The sequence below is a fragment of the Pontivivens marinum genome (assembly GCF_900231835.1).
Taxonomy (GTDB): Bacteria; Pseudomonadota; Alphaproteobacteria; order Rhodobacterales; family Rhodobacteraceae; genus Pontivivens; species Pontivivens marinum.
The window spans coordinates 81,065-93,900 of the sequence record NZ_OCTN01000011.1; the positions used below are offsets into that span (position 1 = coordinate 81,065).

At 55.4% G+C, this 12,836-nt stretch carries 12 protein-coding genes and 1 pseudogene; 2 read left to right on the plus strand and 11 right to left on the minus strand.

Annotated features, from left to right (window positions below):
* Positions 1-294: 294 nt before the first annotated feature.
* From CR254_RS18105 to CR254_RS16735, 8 genes and pseudogenes are all read right to left on the minus strand, one after another.
* Positions 295-441, minus strand: coding sequence for a hypothetical protein (locus CR254_RS18105; protein ID WP_180956057.1), 147 nt, complete (start codon positions 439-441; stop codon positions 295-297).
* 56 nt (positions 442-497) lie between these two features.
* Positions 498-608 (minus strand): annotated as a pseudogene (locus CR254_RS16705) (transposase); the annotation flags it as partial.
* A gap of 120 nt (positions 609-728) precedes the next feature.
* Positions 729-1,709, minus strand: coding sequence for a glycosyltransferase (locus tag CR254_RS16710; RefSeq protein ID WP_180956054.1), 981 nt, complete (start codon positions 1,707-1,709; stop codon positions 729-731).
* Positions 1,706-2,380: a class I SAM-dependent methyltransferase gene (locus CR254_RS16715; protein WP_097932040.1), complete on the minus strand. Its 675-nt coding sequence runs from the start codon at positions 2,378-2,380 to the stop codon at positions 1,706-1,708. Before CR254_RS16715 ends, CR254_RS16710 begins: the two co-directional genes overlap by 4 nt.
* An 81-nt stretch (positions 2,381-2,461) precedes the next feature.
* On the minus strand, positions 2,462-3,064 hold the full coding sequence (locus tag CR254_RS16720; protein WP_145996770.1) for a hypothetical protein: 603 nt from the start codon (positions 3,062-3,064) through the stop codon (positions 2,462-2,464).
* 317 nt (positions 3,065-3,381) lie between these two features.
* Entirely contained in the window at positions 3,382-3,981 is a 600-nt protein-coding gene (locus tag CR254_RS16725) for an acyltransferase (RefSeq protein ID WP_180956055.1), read from the minus strand.
* The gene (locus tag CR254_RS16730) at positions 3,974-5,068 is read right to left on the minus strand and encodes an aminotransferase class I/II-fold pyridoxal phosphate-dependent enzyme (RefSeq protein ID WP_097932043.1); all 1,095 of its coding nucleotides are present in this window, start codon (positions 5,066-5,068) and stop codon (positions 3,974-3,976) included. Before CR254_RS16730 ends, CR254_RS16725 begins: the two co-directional genes overlap by 8 nt.
* Before the next feature lie 83 nt (positions 5,069-5,151).
* Complete coding sequence (locus CR254_RS16735; RefSeq protein WP_097932045.1) at positions 5,152-7,431, minus strand: glycosyltransferase family 92 protein; 2,280 nt, start codon at positions 7,429-7,431, stop codon at positions 5,152-5,154.
* A gap of 277 nt (positions 7,432-7,708) precedes the next feature.
* Here CR254_RS16735 and CR254_RS16740 point away from each other — a divergent pair, with 277 nt between their 5' ends.
* On the plus strand, positions 7,709-8,509 hold the full coding sequence (locus CR254_RS16740) for a LysM peptidoglycan-binding domain-containing protein (RefSeq protein ID WP_097932047.1): 801 nt from the start codon (positions 7,709-7,711) through the stop codon (positions 8,507-8,509).
* Positions 8,510-8,530: 21 nt separating this feature from the next.
* On the opposite strand, the gene CR254_RS16745 is transcribed toward CR254_RS16740, so the two are convergent.
* Positions 8,531-9,898, minus strand: a complete 1,368-nt coding sequence (locus CR254_RS16745; RefSeq protein ID WP_097932049.1) for a phosphohexomutase domain-containing protein — start codon at positions 9,896-9,898, stop codon at positions 8,531-8,533.
* Positions 9,899-10,181: 283 nt separating this feature from the next.
* On the opposite strand from CR254_RS16745, the gene CR254_RS16750 reads away from it, so the two are divergent.
* Positions 10,182-11,888, plus strand: coding sequence for a bifunctional sulfate adenylyltransferase/adenylylsulfate kinase (locus tag CR254_RS16750; RefSeq protein WP_097932051.1), 1,707 nt, complete (start codon positions 10,182-10,184; stop codon positions 11,886-11,888).
* 173 nt (positions 11,889-12,061) lie between these two features.
* Here CR254_RS16750 and CR254_RS16755 read toward each other — a convergent pair whose 3' ends face one another.
* Positions 12,062-12,274 (minus strand): hypothetical protein, encoded by a 213-nt coding sequence (locus tag CR254_RS16755; protein ID WP_097928406.1) that lies wholly within the window; start codon positions 12,272-12,274, stop codon positions 12,062-12,064.
* Positions 12,275-12,343: 69 nt separating this feature from the next.
* Complete coding sequence (locus tag CR254_RS16760; protein ID WP_097932053.1) at positions 12,344-12,553, minus strand: hypothetical protein; 210 nt, start codon at positions 12,551-12,553, stop codon at positions 12,344-12,346.
* Positions 12,554-12,836 lie beyond the last annotated feature (283 nt).

Here is a 12,836-nt window from a genome sequence, read left to right on the forward strand (position 1 = left end):
CATAGGAGCAGACTAACCCAAAATTGCTGACCTTTCAGAGGAGCAGGTCAGCAACAAGCGCGCCGAAGAATATGAAACCAGACCCGCAGACTCTCCTTATTAATGAGGGAGCCTCGGAGGTTAGGTCAATTGTTGGCATCTATAAAAAATCTTGATAGAAAAAATTAACTTTTCATCAGCACAGATAGAAGTGGTTCCGGAAATCTGAACAGCCGGGATAAGTGGATTTTCCGCGCAACAGCAGCATGATGCTGCGAGCGAGGAGAAGACCATGGCAAGACGACCACGCCGGAATCACAGCCCGGTATTCAAGGCGAAAGTGGCGGTGGCCGCAATCGCGCCCGCCTGCGTTTCGTATGAACCTTGATGCTCAAACACCATTCGGACCGCACGTGCGCGGACCTCAGGCGAGTAGCGATTTGCCATTTTGCTTTTCATCATAACCATCATCCTTACTTAAGTTGATGGTCTCCGACAAACCCAGGACGATTCACTTTGGGGTGCAGCTGGTGCTTCGCTGCGATCTCTTGCACGGTCTTGTCGCCGCGCAGCGCTTCCAACGCCACCTTGGCCTTAAACTGATCTGTAAAGTTCCGGCGCTTCGCCATGTTCGTATCCCTTCAAAGGTTTGGGATACACCTTAGCCAACTGTCCGATTTTCTGGGACCACTTCAATGGGGAGCAGATCACCCTCGGTATGCGATTAGCATTTTGAAGGTAACTTTTTATCAAGAATTCAAAGATCGCAAATTGCAAATTTTCTGAAAATCTAATGCCGTAAAATCAGGCTGATCACCGTGTTTGGTCAGCACATCCATGACGTGATCCATTGCGATCTGGGCCGCAGATGGACTTTCTAGGCCAATCAAAAACTCGAATTTCTGCAGTAACATACCGACATCCGGCTGGTAGGTATCGCCCAAGAAAACCCGTGCGAATATGTCATCACTTGCCTCAGCCACGAAACGACGCAAAATGTAGTGTTTCTCCCACTCCATCGCCCGTTTTTTGCACCGCCGCTGAAACCGTGTCTGCCCACTGAGTGAGCTAGTATTCCCGCCATGAAATCGAAACTTGATCAACTGCTCTGACAGGATCACGGGATCAGCATATTGGAAAAGACGCGTCCACAGATCCATATCGGGAAGGTGCCGGAAGGAATTATTGTACCCGCCGACCCGCTCCCAAACTACACGCGGGATAAGCGCCGAAGGGGTGCACAACCTATTCCCTCGCATCATTAGTTGGTTTAGCCACCGATATCGGTCCCAATCGACGTCTAAAAAGGTGCCGCTGCGATACACGGGCAAATCCTTGGGCACTGGGCCACCATCAGGGCCGACATATTCGGCTAATGTATAGGCGATTTTATCCTGCGCTTTCGACCCTCCAATCACCTTGAGCTGGCGAGACAGCTTTTCGGGATGCCAAATATCGTCGGAGTTGCAAATTGCTATAAACGGTGCACCTCCCATGCGCGCCCCACGATTGAACGTTTCCCCTGCCCCGATATTTTCAGAGTTCATGGCAACGGTCACGCGCGGATCATTAAGGCCAGCCAACAAATCCCTACTACCGTCGATAGACCCATCATCAACCACCCATAGATGCAGTGGAACCGTGTTCGCTAAAACACTGTCGATTGCTTCCTGCACATAGGGTGCGTGATTATAGCTGGCGATAACAACATCAACGACAGGGTGTGTCACAACCGACCACTTTGGGTTTTTTGAATGCAAAAATTAGAAAATCCATCAATGACACCGCGATTGACGCTAGTGATAAAACCAAGTTCGCACAAAAAATCGACGGCAGGCCGGACTTCAGGTGAGAATTCTTCGTCGAGGTAATCATCAATAATCACCCAGCCACCTGGCTTACAAAAATTGGAGTAAATCAGGATATCACGCACGGCATCGTCATATTGATGCGACCCATCAATATGCACGACATCAAAAACCGGCCCTTGCTTTAAGATCGCGCGCGGAATGTCTTGAGAAGGACTTTTATGCAGCTTCACACGATCCCTCATCCCCTGCGAGGCAATAACGTGCAGTGCCTCGGTATCCTGATGCCGGAACTGGAAAATATCGAGGCCCGTTGCTTGCGCTTGCTCACCAGCGGTTTGAAGCGAGTAACTCAGCGTCGCTCCCTTCCAAACACCGACTTCCAGAAGACGCGGCGCTTTCGTATCAGCGGTAGCTAGAAACCCAGCAACAGCAGAGGCGTCATGATGGAAACCGGCATTCGTCCGACGCATACGTTTTCGTGGGGGCAATGCCTCCAGAAGCTCTGCGCATTTAGCCATATGATCGGCATATCCCTCACGCAGAAGCTCAAAATCCGTCTGACTTGGTAAAGTAAGCTTGGGGTTTGTCATGGCGCGTCCCTGTATAGCGTGATCGGACTGTCTTTATATCTGATTTGGATCATGGCAAGTGAGGAATATACATTATTCGGATCACACCACAGGGCAAAACAGCGGCGTATCCGGCAGATATTCACGGCTAAGCGCGGCATTATCCTGTGCAACGATCTGCGCTACTGCGTGGTGCAATTCACCTGATAATCGCGGGCCACGACCCTTTTTGAACTTGGCCGATTGGCTGGTTAGCTGCGCGTATTTGCGCAGCCGTTTATGTGTTGGCAGCGCTCGTAATGCCTCGATTGTATCGTGATCAGGTGTCGAGTTTGCGCCCTGACCGGATGGCACAGCCTGTTTTGAGTCCAATACGACGTTCAGATATGCCGCGAAATCTGTCTCCGTGCGCGCGCCGTACAGGGCGCCGGAATCGTAAAGCCGTACGTGGACAGAATCTCGACCGAAGGCTTTTGAGATTTTCTTTAGCTGTGTAGAGTAGTAGATAGATTCATTTTTGATCTGTTCAGCAACATAATCATCAAGACTGCGGCTCTCACCCGCATACAGTAAGTCTGTGAACCAGATAGCAGGCAAATAGGCCGTTTGCGGGCGTAGATAAATCACAGCAACAGGATGCAGGCCATAGCTGCGAATATACACGGCCACCTTCGTCAGAGCATCCTGCGAACTATACCAGAGCATTTCACTGCTCAGCAAAACATGCGGGCAGGCTGCGCCGAGCAAACCATCCAGAACAGCACGATACCCCCGACGAAACCGCCGCGGCCGCGGATAATCAGCAAGCAAAGGCGCATTACCCAACATAATCCCGCGTTGCATTCGTACAGCATCAGCCTCGCGAAAGGGAAATGCCAGCCCCTGCCCGATCAAATATTCAGAATTGGCTTTGAAATGTGTCTGTAGCGCGCTCGACCCCGTCTTGGGCATACCCATATGACAAACTGCAACGCCACGGGCTGTTTCCGGGCAAGTGAAACCACTCAATGATTCGAAGTTCATCAAGCCCCTCCCTCACCCAGCAGGGTGTTGGCAATGCTGTTATCGGGATCAATCTGCATCCGTTCACCTCGAAATTGGGCGGGTATCCCAGCATGGATCGTCCACGGCTCCAGATCCTCGCGGATCAGCGACAGTGCCCCCACAGAAACGCCGATACCAATCGTAACACCTGGCAGAACAACTGTACTACTGCCTAGCAACACGTGATCCTTCAGATGTACTGGCGCACGAGTCACCCGCGTATATTCGGCGGGAACAGTGGGGTTCGTAAAACACCCGCCCTGATAAGTGTCGCTGGCTGTATATATAGACACACGCTGCGATAAATTGACGAAATTACCGATTATCAGGCCAGCGCCGGCCGATAGATAGCAATAGGCGCCTATGTGAACATAACTCCCGATGCGAACCCCTGCTGCACTGGCAACAATCGTGGTCGCAAAATCGATGCGAACATGCGCACCTAGCGAAATATGCTCCAACCCGACAATGTTGCACCCACGCGCAATGCGAACGTGATCCCCGACCTGTGCGAAGCCCATTTCACGTAGCTCATCGGTTTCAAAATATCCTGCGTTGAACGGGTTCTTATTACTCATTAACTACGCTCGGAGTTTTCGCCAAAATCTGGCTCAACAACTCGGCCACATATCGCTGATCGTCACGTGACAAATGCCGCCCCATAGGTAAAGAGAGCATATCGCGCGACATTACCTCAGCCATGCGGGGTGGCGTTTCGGACCAACGGGACGCCACAGTAGGACTGTAATAGACGCGGCTCTCCACACCATTGTCGGCCAATGTCGCACGGATGGCGCTGGCATCACGCCCAAGCATACGACATGCGAATAGTTGCCAAGGTGGTGCCCCATGCCCCTGAGGCACCGCCACACCGTCAAGGTCCTGCAGCAAGGTTAGCCAGTAATCCGCCTGCGCTCTACGAAACTCAATCACGTCAGGTAACCGAACCAGCGCGGCGCGGCCGACGGCAGCCGAAAACTCACTCATCTTGCCGTTCAGGCCCCAGCGATCCCCCGCAAGGCCGCCCTGTAAGGCGAAGTTGATTGCGTTTTTGACTTCGGAAATCAATTCCGGTGACGCCAAGACGGCACCACCTTCGCCCGCAGCGAATGGTTTCGTTGCATGTAGCGAAACCACTTCAGCAACCCCGCGATGCCCTACAAGCTGCCCATCTGGTTCCGCCCCGCCAAAGGCAGCAGCAGCATCCACGATCAGCGGTATATTATGTTCGGCGCAAATATCCTCAATCACATCAAGGTTACGACAATAGCCAAACGAGCGCACATGAACCACGGCCTCGATATCACCCGCGCCTAATCGTGCACGCAATGCAGTCGGATCCATTTCCCAGCTTTGCGGATTTGCCTCAATCCCAACGGGCATGGCGCCGGCCTGAAACACCGCGCTGGCTGTCGCAGGAAAGGTAAAAGAAGGGACTGCCACCGTCCCTCGTATGCCAAGCGCCATCAGAACAGCACTCAATCCTGACGTTGCGGACGAGGTCATGCAAACCTGTCGCGCGCCCCCCAATACCTCTGACATTTCATCAGCCAGTGCGCGTACATTTGGCCCAAAATTGGCAAAAACTCCGGAATCGTAATTTGCCTTGAGATAACCAAGCCAATCTTCTTGCGGTGGTAATTCGGGTGTAAGCAATCGGATCAAAGCGGGGGGAAACCTTACATAAGTTAGAGGCCCAGTATGCCTCTCAGTATTTCAAATGATACCCTGAATTACCAAGCACCCTCTCAGGTTTTTTTGATATTAGGTACCCGATCCTCAAATCCGTTAGGCACGCTATCAGGTCCATCCATGAAAACCTGCTTTCCAAACAGCACGTGCAACCGCGATAGTTTGTTGAGCCGCGAGCCGGTGATTTCGGCGTGCAGCGCCTCGTAATCCGGCCTCAGGCGCAGCTCGGCTATGCGCGTGCGATGGGCCTCTACGCTGGCGTTATGCTGCGCCGCGATTTCGGGGTAGGATATCAGCTTGTCAAACTCCGCTTGAATCATCGGAATTCGATCTAACATCCGCCGATCTTCCTCGGCGTTGTTGTTCATACGAAACCAGTAGTTCAGCCCCTGATCCCGATCGACATGGTTCACACGGCCCCTGTCACGCTTCACCAGATAACTTTCGGCTGATCGCAGCGAGTAATGGTTAAGCGTCACTAGATCATAGCCATAACTCTCCGTGGTGGAGCGCCAACCCGTGCGTAACATCGATTTCGGCATCTGCTGGCCAGACCCATTCACCCAGTTGATCACATCGATATACTCAGGCTTTAGTCCCTTTGGACGATGCACGCCGAATTTTTTGTAATGGCCCAAGCGGCGAAACAGCGTCTTGATGCCCCATGCCTGATGCGGTTTGCGAATGAATTCTGGGGCACAGCGTGTGAATTGCTCGGTGATAAAGCGGTCCTCGTAGCCATCAACGCCAGCATTGCCAAACAACCGCCATGTTAGAGAGATCAGGGTCGCATCGGGCACCGCCCCGAATAGCGCGTCTAAGGTGCCATCCCCCACATGGATATGCATAAACTCATCCACATCCATGCAGATCATCCAATCAGCCCGCGCCGCCATATCCGTCGTTTCAGCATCTTGCAGGGCTGCATGTTGTGGCTTCAGATCCGTATTACGGAAAGGGTTTTCGCGATGCTCAACCAGCCCCCGCGCCTGCAATAGCTCGAACATCGTGTCCGTGCCATCAGTGCAGTCATTCGTGTAGATCAGAAAATCTGTAACACCTATGGCCCGATGATAGGCGAGCCACTCCAGAATAAACGGGCCTTCATTCTTCATCGTAGTCACGATCATCACCCGCCGTGTGGTGGGATCAACGGCGGGAACCGGATCCGGCTCCACCAGATCCGGCAATGTCGGTGGCTGACCGAAATGGTCATCCATAAATTGCGCTAGATCACTATCCGGCACCAAGCTGGATTTAGGCGCCAACGCCGCGGCCGACTCGTTGGGGTACATCACGGCCATGCAACGCTGAAACCCGACAGTAGCACTGATCGGATCGGGATCAGCGGTTCCAATGCGAAATGGCCGGAATGCCGTGTCGCGCAACGAGCCATCCGGCGCCACAGACCAAACAGACGAAGCCCCGCCACCGTCAAAACTCTTACACCCATGGTCAGCGTGACTTGCGGGTTCCTCAGGCCTGCGCCGTTGCCACGGGTAGATCGGCGTGCCCCTGAACCGCAGATAGGTCTCCGAATGCTCAGCATGCTCAAATATGCTAGGTGAACCGACCGCAGGAGGAGTCATCAGGTCCGCGATTTCACATGATAGTAGACTGCGAACCCCCGCCAATACGCTCTGCCGCAGGACTTCAAACAAGCCGATCTCATCCAAAGGCGCATGATAAAGGTCTTCTTCATATTCACGCATCGCTTTACCGGGTCCATCCGGCGCATAGAACTGGGAATAGCGCGGTGGCGACGACAACGCACCGATAGCCGCGTTGATCTGCACCAGTAGCGCATTTGACAGACCGGTATCCTGCAATGCTGCGCCGATTGCGCCCATGTCACGTGACATATCTGGATGATTGCGTAGAATCAGGCATGCGGCCTGCGCCCCCTGCGTGCGGTGGTGATAGCGCGCCCAGTCCGCAATCTGCCCAGGAGTCGCAATATCCACAAACGCCATCAGGGTGCGCTGCCCCTTTAACGCGGTGACGGGCACGCGCGGTGTCAATGTCAGGTCAGCCTCACCCCAGATCAGTCGAACCGCGGCCTCACCGGCAGGCAGATCAAGAGTGAACCCACCAGGCAATCGCCCCAAGGCCAGCGCCGCCACCTGTGCGCCACCCCGCTCGATCCGCAATTTGGCAAGGAAGTTATCCGCAGACAGATAGCGCGGTGCAAATAGGCGTACCCGATCCCCCAGATCAATCAGCCCCAGGCTGGCCAAACGTCGTTGGTCAGGCACCGTAGGCGGGTACAAATCCGCCCAACCTGCGGGGGCCGCATGAATATCAGGCGTATGAAGGGTAATGGAACAAGACGACATATAGCGCTTTTATCAGGGTATACCGTTTGCGGCAGGGGCATTCTGCATGAAAATGACTAAATAGCGTATCAGACGCTCCACACGCGGGACCATAGGGCGCGCGCCGGATATCCTCCCGAAACCGCGCTTTACATCGGCTGTTTTCCGCCGAAATGTTGCATTGCACATGCACGCATCGCCTTGGCTTTCTAGGCAGGAACACCGCGTGGTGCCAATCCGCTTGCAGTGCGGTGAACAGCCGATAGATAGAATGCGAATAGTATGAGAGGATCCCAGCATGCGTTTTCACCTTATGTCGACCTGCCTTGCAGGTTCTGTGTTGATGGCACAGGCCGCAATTGGCCAAACTGTTACTGTACAGTCGGGCGACTCGCTCTACTCAATTGCGCAAACACATTTGGGTAATGGAACAGCATGGTCCGAACTGTGTGCCGCAAACAGCGAACTGCTCAACGGGGATTGCAACCGCCTGAGTGTGGGCATGGTCCTGAGCCTGCCCGGCCAGCCCGAAATCGAGGCAGAGCCCGCCCCCGTAGTAGAAGTTGAGCCAGCACCCGTGGTCGAGACGGAACCGGCACCCGAGGAAACCGTCGAGCCTGCCGTTGAACCTGCACCTGCTGAAACAACATTGCAGGACGTCACCTATGATTTCAGCACAGTTGATGCAGAGATCTTCACTGCGCCTGACGGCTTCACGGTTGAGCATCAGCTGTCCGACGGCTCTGCCCAGCTATCCGGCAATGTTGAGGGCGCAGCCTCCTTCGGCCTGACAGAGGGTATCTCCCTGAAGCTACCAACCGAAATCGAGTTGGCTGCAAGCGACAATATAATTGTCGTCGAAGTTCTGGCCCGCCTCAACGCACCAGGCCAGATCGACTTAGCATATTCGACAAACGACGTTGGAAATAGTGGCTGGCGGCGATTTGATCTGGGCACCAGCTACGAGCGTCTGGAATTGCGCTACAGGGTTTCAGAAATCGTGAACGGTAAGGATGACTATCTCGGCTTCCTGCCCGACCCGCTGAATACGGGTCAGGTGCTGGATATCTCGTTCATCGGCATTTCAGTCCTAGACTAATATAGGCGGCCCTGATCTGGGTTACCCTCGGATCAGCACCTCCAACTCAGCAACGCGCGCGGCCAGCAAATCAGCATCGCCGCGCGTTTCCACATTCAGCCGCAACAATGGTTCGGTGTTGGACCGGCGCAGGTTAAAGCGCCATTGCGGAAATTCGAGGCTGATCCCGTCTGTATCGTCCCGCCGTTCCTCGGCTCCCGCAAAAACCGCCATCACCCGCGCAGTGGCGGCATCGGCATTATCCACCTCGAAATTGATCTCGCCCGAGGATGGGAACGCCGCGCGCCGTGCCGCAACCAGATCGGACAGGCTGCGCCCCGTGGCCGACATATGCGCAATTACCAACAGCGCAGGTATCATGCCGCTGTCGCAATACATGAAGTCGCGGAAATAATGGTGGGCCGACATCTCACCACCATAAACCGCATCATGTTCGCGCATCACCGCCTTGACGAAAGCATGCCCCGTCTGCGCTTGCACCGGCTGCCCGCCCGATGCCGTAACCAGATCGATAGTGTTCCACGTCACCCGCGGATCATGCACGATTTTTGAGCCGGGGTTCCGCTCCAGAAAGGCCGCGCCCAGCAGGCCAACCATGTATTCACCCGGCACAAAGCGGCCATCGCCGTCAAAGAAGAAGCAGCGGTCGAAATCACCATCCCATGCCAGCCCCAGATCGCAGCCATTGGCCAAAACCGCCTCGCTGGTCACAGGTTGGTTTTTCTCCAGCAATGGATTGGGGATACCGTTGGGAAAGGTATGATCCGGCTCGTGGTGCATCCGCACCCATTCAATCGGCGCGCCGGCCGTGGTCAGCGCCGCAATAATCGCGTCCAGCGTCGGACCCGCCGCGCCATTACCCGCATTGACCAACACCTTCAGCGGGGACAGCGCCTTTGGCTGAACAAAGCTCAACACACGCTCCACATATGCGGCACGCGGATCGGCGGTGCGCAGCGTGCCTGGTGTTTGCGCATCGGAATGCGTGGTTTCAGATGCCTCACGCACCGCACCCAATTCCGCAGGGGTTAACGGGCGCGCGCCCGCTTGCACCAGCTTGATCCCGTTATAATCGATAGGGTTGTGCGAGGCCGTCACGCACAGCCCGCCATCCGCCTCCAAATGATCGGTGGCGAAATAAACCTCCTCGGTGCCGCACAGCCCGATATCCAGCACCTCCACACCGCCCGCGATCAGCCCTTCGGCCAAGGCTTGCGCCAGATCAGCCGAGCTTTCACGCGCATCGCGCCCGATCACCACGGATTTCGGCATACGGGCCGCTGCAAAACCACGCCCGATGGCACGGGCAATATCCGCATCCAATGTGTCGCCTAGGCGACCACGCACATCATAGGCCTTGAAACAGGTCAGCGGGTAAGGAAGGGTCATTCGAGCGGCTCCGGACAAATGGCTTAGGATATTTTGCCCCGTTAGACCTTAAAAGAGAGCACGGATCGAGTGATTGTTAGCATCATATCCAAGAATTATTCAGGCAAGTAATCTGCCCTACGGTTATCGCGTGGGCGATTTTTTCTATCTGGCGTCACAACCCAGAAAGCCGTCCCTTAGAACTACTGCGCATAGCAGCTTGTACCGCAACACTATTGCGTTTTGTGGCAATTAGCTGCAAATAGCCGCGAGTTTTACCGTATAATCACATTGCGAGGCCACGATGCAGCCGCAACCACACGCTCCGATTCCAGAGCTCTATGTTTCCAACGAAAGCGCCGCAAAATTGCGTGTCGAGGCCGGGGAGCTCCTCTCCTGGGATCTGACACCACGCCAAGTCTGCGATCTGGAATTGCTGATGAATGGCGGGTTCAACCCGCTCAAGGGCTTCCTGACCGAGGAAGACTATGACGGCGTTGTTGAAAACATGCGCCTTGCAGATGGCTCGCTGTGGCCAATGCCGATCACTCTCGACATTTCCGAAGCCTTCGCGGGCAAAGTCGAGGAAGGCCAGGACATCGCATTGCGCGACGCCGAGGGCGTTATCCTCGCGATCCTGTCCGTCACCGACAAGTGGACTCCGAACAAATCCCTTGAGGCCGAGAAGGTCTTTGGCGCGGATGACACGGCCCACCCTGCTGTAAACTACCTGCACAACCATGCTGGCCCCGTCTATCTGGGTGGCCCGATCACGGGTATCCAGCAGCCGGTCCATTACGATTACCGCGCACGCCGCGATACGCCGAACGAGCTGCGGGCCTATTTCCGCAAAATGGGCTGGCGCCGTATCGTTGCGTTCCAAACCCGCAACCCCCTGCACCGAGCCCATCAGGAACTGACGTTTCGCGCGGCAAAGGAAGCACAGGCCAACCTGCTGATCCACCCGATCGTTGGTTTGACCAAGCCAGGCGATATCGACCACTTCACCCGCGTGCGCTGCTACGAGGCTGTTCTGGACAAGTATCCACAGGCCACAACCTCACTCAGCTTGCTGAACCTTGCCATGCGTATGGCCGGCCCGCGTGAGGCTGTCTGGCACGGCCTGATCCGTAAAAACCACGGCTGCACCCACTTCATCGTTGGTCGCGACCATGCCGGACCAGGCAAAAACTCCGCCGGTGAGGACTTCTACGGCCCTTATGACGCACAAACCCTGTTCACTGAGCATCAGGAAGAAATCGGCATCGAAATGGTCGATTTCAAACATATGGTCTGGGTTGAGGATCGCGCCGAATATATGCCAGTGAACGAGGTCCCCGAGGGCGCATCGGTCCTGAACATCTCCGGCACCGAACTGCGCCGCCGCCTTCAGGAAGGACTGGAGATCCCCGAATGGTTCTCCTTCCCCGAGGTAGTTGAGGAACTGCGCCGCACGAAACCTGCTCGTTCCAAGCAAGGCTTCACCGTATTCCTGACCGGCCTGTCCGGTTCGGGCAAATCCACCATCGCAAATGCGTTGCTGGTCAAGCTGATGGAAATGGGCGGCCGCCCTGTGACATTGCTGGACGGCGATCTGGTCCGCAAAAACCTGTCGAGCGAGCTGGGCTTCTCCAAGGAGCACCGCGATCTCAACATCCGTCGCATCGGCTATGTCGCATCCGAGATCACCAAAAACGGTGGCATCGCGATCTGCGCGCCAATCGCACCCTACACCACAACCCGCCGCGCCGTGCGTGAAGACATCGAAAGCTTCGGCGCTTTCGTTGAGGTTCACGTGGCAACCTCGCTTGAGGAATGCGAGCGCCGCGATCGCAAGGGCCTGTACAAGCTGGCTCGCGAAGGCAAGATCAAGGAATTCACAGGCATCTCCGACCCTTACGAGGCGCCGGAAAATGCTGAACTGGTCGTGGATACCGAGGGGCTGGACGTGGATTACTGCGCGCACCAGATCCTGCTCAAGCTGGAGGCGATGGGCCTGATCGCCGCTTAATCGCGGTCCGATCCCCACTGCACAAATTGAAAAGGCCCCGCATCGCTGCGGGGCCTTTTTCTATCGTGATGTCCCGATCCTGGTTCAGCTCCCTCGCCGCAATGGAGAGGATCGAGAGACCCAACGCACGGGACGTTGCGCCGGGTCTCTCTACAAACCTACTACCGACCGCCTTAGCGTGCGAAGTCGGCGTAGGAGTTGATGTGGTTCTCGTCGTCGTTGATGATCGCGCCGATTGTGGCGATCTCGCCCTGGGTCAGCGTCTGGGCAACGTCGGCAGGGATGCCGATGGAAGCAGCCAGCTGCGAGTTGTTCGCCAGAACAGGCGATGCCAGAGCAGCAGTCAGAGCAACGGTAGCGAGAAGTGTTTTTGCAACATTGGTCATGGTCTTAATCCTTAAATCTTGGGGTCCGGAGGCAAGCGGTCATCCGCGCCTCGACAGGGAAACCGGCTCTTAGCGTGCGAAGTCGGCGTAGGAGTTGATGTGGTTCTCGTCGTCGTTGATGATCGCGCCGATTGTGGCGATCTCGCCCTGGGTCAGCGTCTGGGCAACGTCGGCAGGGATGCCGATGGAGGCAGCCAACTGCGAGTTCGCCAGAACAGGCGATGCCAGAGCAGCAGTCAGAGCGACAGTAGCGAGAAGTGTTTTTGCAACATTGGTCATGGTCTTGGTCCCTTAAAATCTGTGTCTTGAAACTGCCGGACTGTTCCGCGTTTCGATGATAGACAGATGGGGACGTCCAGCGATTGGAGTAGAGCCGATTGAGGCGTCTGAGCGTTTCCAATGTGGATACAATTACCGCATATCACGCGAATGAGAGTGGGCTTGAGGGATAGTGAGATTCCCTCAAATACAGCTAACCCACCGTTAACCTACACATTTTCCTAAATATGGGCCGGAACCACCGGATCCTATCGCCAACTCGATTGTTTACTCAATGTGGGTG

Coding starts and splice junctions, on each gene's coding strand:
- CR254_RS16740 (WP_097932047.1), top strand. CDS start 7,709: ATGCGTTTTCACCTTATGTCGACCTGCCTTGCAGGTTCTGTGTTGATG.
- CR254_RS16750 (WP_097932051.1), top strand. CDS start 10,182: ATGCAGCCGCAACCACACGCTCCGATTCCAGAGCTCTATGTTTCCAAC.
- CR254_RS16715 (WP_097932040.1), bottom strand. CDS start 2,380: ATGACAAACCCCAAGCTTACTTTACCAAGTCAGACGGATTTTGAGCTT.
- CR254_RS16720 (WP_145996770.1), bottom strand. CDS start 3,064: ATGCTCTGGTATAGTTCGCAGGATGCTCTGACGAAGGTGGCCGTGTAT.
- CR254_RS16735 (WP_097932045.1), bottom strand. CDS start 7,431: ATGTCGTCTTGTTCCATTACCCTTCATACGCCTGATATTCATGCGGCC.
- CR254_RS16725 (WP_180956055.1), bottom strand. CDS start 3,981: ATGAGTAATAAGAACCCGTTCAACGCAGGATATTTTGAAACCGATGAG.
- CR254_RS18105 (WP_180956057.1), bottom strand. CDS start 441: ATGATGAAAAGCAAAATGGCAAATCGCTACTCGCCTGAGGTCCGCGCA.
- CR254_RS16755 (WP_097928406.1), bottom strand. CDS start 12,274: ATGACCAATGTTGCAAAAACACTTCTCGCTACCGTTGCTCTGACTGCT.
- CR254_RS16745 (WP_097932049.1), bottom strand. CDS start 9,898: ATGACCCTTCCTTACCCGCTGACCTGTTTCAAGGCCTATGATGTGCGT.
- CR254_RS16760 (WP_097932053.1), bottom strand. CDS start 12,553: ATGACCAATGTTGCAAAAACACTTCTCGCTACTGTCGCTCTGACTGCT.